Origin of the sequence: uncultured Clostridium sp., assembly GCF_937920395.1 — a bacterium.
GTDB lineage: Bacteria > Bacillota > Clostridia > Clostridiales > Clostridiaceae > Clostridium_AD.
In genome coordinates this window covers 1-3,893 of record NZ_CALEVF010000151.1, presented here as the reverse complement: position 1 = coordinate 3,893, position 3,893 = coordinate 1, and the positions used below count along the sequence as shown (strand labels likewise).

General features: G+C 30.0%; 3 protein-coding genes. All 3 read right to left on the bottom strand.

The genetic code is table 11. The annotated features are described in order from the left end of the window. A partial coding sequence (locus Q0649_RS10610) for a glycogen synthase (protein ID WP_298841319.1) occupies positions 1-1,061 on the bottom strand: 1,061 nt, incomplete at its 3' end. 73 nt (positions 1,062-1,134) lie between these two features. Beyond that, complete coding sequence (gene glgD / locus Q0649_RS10605) at positions 1,135-2,244, bottom strand: glucose-1-phosphate adenylyltransferase subunit GlgD (RefSeq protein ID WP_298841316.1); 1,110 nt, start codon at positions 2,242-2,244, stop codon at positions 1,135-1,137. Positions 2,245-2,263: 19 nt separating this feature from the next. Next, the gene (locus Q0649_RS10600) at positions 2,264-3,418 is read right to left on the bottom strand and encodes a glucose-1-phosphate adenylyltransferase (protein ID WP_298841315.1); all 1,155 of its coding nucleotides are present in this window, start codon (positions 3,416-3,418) and stop codon (positions 2,264-2,266) included. Positions 3,419-3,893 lie beyond the last annotated feature (475 nt).

Sequence of the window (3,893 nt, the reverse complement as noted above, 5' to 3'; positions counted from 1 at the left end):
TTTGCTGATATTCTGCTTGGATAAATAGACGCATAATACTGAAATATATCCTCATAATATCCGTCACCATTACCAAGTACTACTATTTGAATATCAAGGCTAAGGAGTTCCTGGAGTTTCTCCACAATTAGATCTAACCCCTTTTGCTTAACAAGTCTTGTAACAATTCCTATCATTGGTATATCTTCAGTTACGGTAAAACCTAATCTTTCTTGGAGCTTTAACTTATTTTTAGTCTTCTGATCCACATTTTTCATATCGTAATTATATAATATTTTTTTATCAACTTTAGGACTATGGATTTCATAATCTATACCATTTACTATTCCATATAAGCTACTTTCCCTTGAAGATAATAATCCATCTAATCTTTCTCCATAAAAAGGAGTTTGAATTTCTTTCGCATAGGTCTTACTTACTGTAGTTACAGCATCCGCGAATACAATTCCACCTTTCATGAAAGAGATAGAATCATAAAATTTCATTTGATTTTCATTAAAGTACTTCCAATCCAAGTTTAGCAAATCGCTTAACGTTTCTTTTGGAAATATTCCTTGATATTGTAAATTATGTATAGTAAATACACTTTTTATTTCCTTGTATAACTCCTCTTTACTATACTTATCTTTAAGAATTATTGGTATAACGGCGCTTTGCCAATCATTACAGTGGATTATATCCGGTTTAAAATCTCCCATATATTTTATAGCCTCAACTACTGCTTTGGAAAAGAAAGCAAAACGCTCACCATCATCATAATCTCCATATATATGAGGTCTTTTAAAATAATACTCATTATCTACAAAATAATAAGGCACTCCATCGTACTTTAAATATTCTAATCCACAATACTTACTTCTCCATCCAACCTCTACATTAAAATAATCTATGTTCTCCATACAGCTTCTAAATGCCAAAGGGATCTTACTATATTTAGGTATAATTACTCTTGCATCTATTCCAAGTTTTCTCAAAGCCTTAGGTAATGCATATACCACATCCCCCAGACCTCCTGTTTTTATAAAAGGATAAGCTTCCGACGCCACAAATAATACTTTCATATAAACCCCCCATTAGACACAAATAAATAACACATTACTGTAGTTATTTATTTGTGCCTTAAATTTAATGTTTTTATGCTCTAATTTTTTTCTCTATAACAACCGGGAACTCCTGTGAACCCTCAAGTACTGTGTTCTCACTTATAATACTATTTTTGTCAATTATAACATTAGTGAGTTTACATCCTTTTTTAATTTCACAATTTTGAAATACTATACAATTTTTAAGCACGGCACCAGCCTCAACAATAACCCTTCTTGAAATTATACTTTTCTCTATTTTTCCTTTCAAAATACATCCATTTGAAATCAAAGAATTATTAACCTCTGATCCATTAAAGTATTTAGTAGGAGCTTCATCCTTGCCTTTTGTATATATTAACCCATTATTAAAAAATAATTCCTTAATTATTTTAGCATTTAACATATCCATACTTGTTTTATAATAATTTTGAAGCGAATTTATGCACTGAAGATATCCTTTAAACTCATATGCATTTACATTGAATTTTGATACCTCATTATATATCGCTGTTTTTATTGAATTATAACTTCCTTTCTGAATACAACTGTTTACAATATTTATAAGAGTTGTTTTTTTCATTATAAACATTTCCATTGATATATTTAATTTTTCCTCAACGCCTATATTTTTACCAATACTTAAAACTTTATTATCTTCATTAATATACAAAGTATTACAATTCACATAATGTTTTTTACCATTACTCGTTTTTTTATATATTATAGTTATATCGCTACCAGATTCCTCGTGGTACTTAGCTGCATCATTATAATCCATATTACATATCATATATGAAGAAGATATTATTACATACTCTTGTTTAGTTCTATATATATATTCCATATTACCACTTAATACGTCTATATCTCTTAATTGAGATCTTTCTGATGTAAGATTAAATAGGAACAACCCGTTTATTTTTCTATCTAAATCCCAAGGTTTTCCTGAACCTACATGGTCAACTAAAGACCTAGATTTTGTGTTAGTAAATATACCTATATTATGAATACCTGAATTAACCATATTTGAAAGTACGAAATCAATAATTCTATATCTTCCACCTATTGGTATAGATGCTATAGGTCGTGATTTTGTAAGGCTTTTAATATTATCTTCGTCTTCATTTAGCATTAACATTCCTATATAGTTTTTAAGCATTTTTTCGCCTCCCCCAATTTTATAATTTATTTACGACCTTTAAATCAGCTTTAATTTCCCGTCCTTTTTCAATAACAATAATATCGTGACCATTACCAATATACGAATTACGTCTTATTGTAACTTCGCTTCCTATAATAGCTTTATCTATAACTACATTATTTCCTATTTTAGTGTTTGGCAAAATAACTGAATTAGATATTTTAGATCCCTTTCCAACATGTACATTTTGAAAAAGAACACAATTATTTACTTCTCCAAGGACTGTGCACCCTTCATTGAGCATTGCATTATTTATACTTGCCTCCGGGCCTATATATTGTGGTGGAAGCATCGGATTAACTGTATATATTCTCCATTTATCGTCATGTATATTTAGTTCATTATCATCAGATAATAAATCCATATTAGCAGACCAAAAACTTTCAATAGTACCAACATCTCTCCAATATCCTTTGAAATGATATGCAAATAACTTCTGATCATTATTTAACATTTTTGTTATTATATTTTTCCCAAAATCATGACTTGATATTTCATCCTGGCTGTCATCTTTTAAAAGTTGTCTAAGAACCGACCAAGTAAAAATATAAACCCCCATAGATGCTAAATTACTTTTTGCCTCTTCTGGTTTTTCTTCAAATTCATATATACTATCATCATCCCGAGTATTCATTATTCCAAATCTACTACACTCCTCATCTGGAACTTCTAGTACTGCGATAGTAACATCTGCTCCCTTTTCCTTGTGATAATCTAACATTTTTGAATAATCCATTTTATAAATATGATCTCCTGATAAAATAAGAACATATTCTGGATTAAAACTATCTATATAATTTGTATTTTGAAATATCGCATCAGCTGTCCCCTTGTACCAATTACCACCATCTTCACTTTGGTAAGGTGGAAGAAGACTCACCCCTCCATTTCTTCTATCTAAATCCCAAGGAGCTCCTATTCCTATATGAGAGTTCAATGCCAATGGTTGGTATTGAGTGAGAACCCCTACTGTGTCTATATCGGAATTAGAACAATTACTTAAAGAAAAATCTATAATTCTATACTTTCCTCCAAATGGCACTGCAGGTTTTGCCGTCATTTTTGTTAATTGTTTTAATCTTGATCCTTGACCTCCTGCGAGTATCATAGCTATCATTTCTTTTTTTACCATTCTAATCTTCCCCCTTTTATACTTAAGCTATTGTGCCTCAATATTTACTTGTTTTTAATAAAATATCGTGTTTGTTTTTCTTCTTTTATAAAAATTATAGATAATGCTGGTAGAATAATATTTACACAATAAGGCCTATTATTCCATTTTTCAGGAATTGATAATATAATCTTATTATTTAACTTATCATTACCACCAAACATACTGTTATCACTATTAAATACTTCCACATAATTTACTAATTTAGGAACACCGATTTTATATACCCCATACGAAACCTGTGAAAAATTGCAAACTACTATTAAATAATCATCTTTGTCATACCCTATCCTTACGAAGGAAATTACACTTTGACTAGAATTATTAGGATCAATCCACTCGAATCCCTCGCTAATATGATCCTTTTGCCATAAAGCTTTTTCATCTTTATAAAATTCATTTAAAGATCGGAAGAGCGTCGTGTAGGGAAAGAGTG

Coding starts and splice junctions, on each gene's coding strand:
- Q0649_RS10600 (WP_298841315.1), bottom strand. CDS start 3,418: ATGGTAAAAAAAGAAATGATAGCTATGATACTCGCAGGAGGTCAAGGA.
- glgD (WP_298841316.1), bottom strand. CDS start 2,244: ATGCTTAAAAACTATATAGGAATGTTAATGCTAAATGAAGACGAAGAT.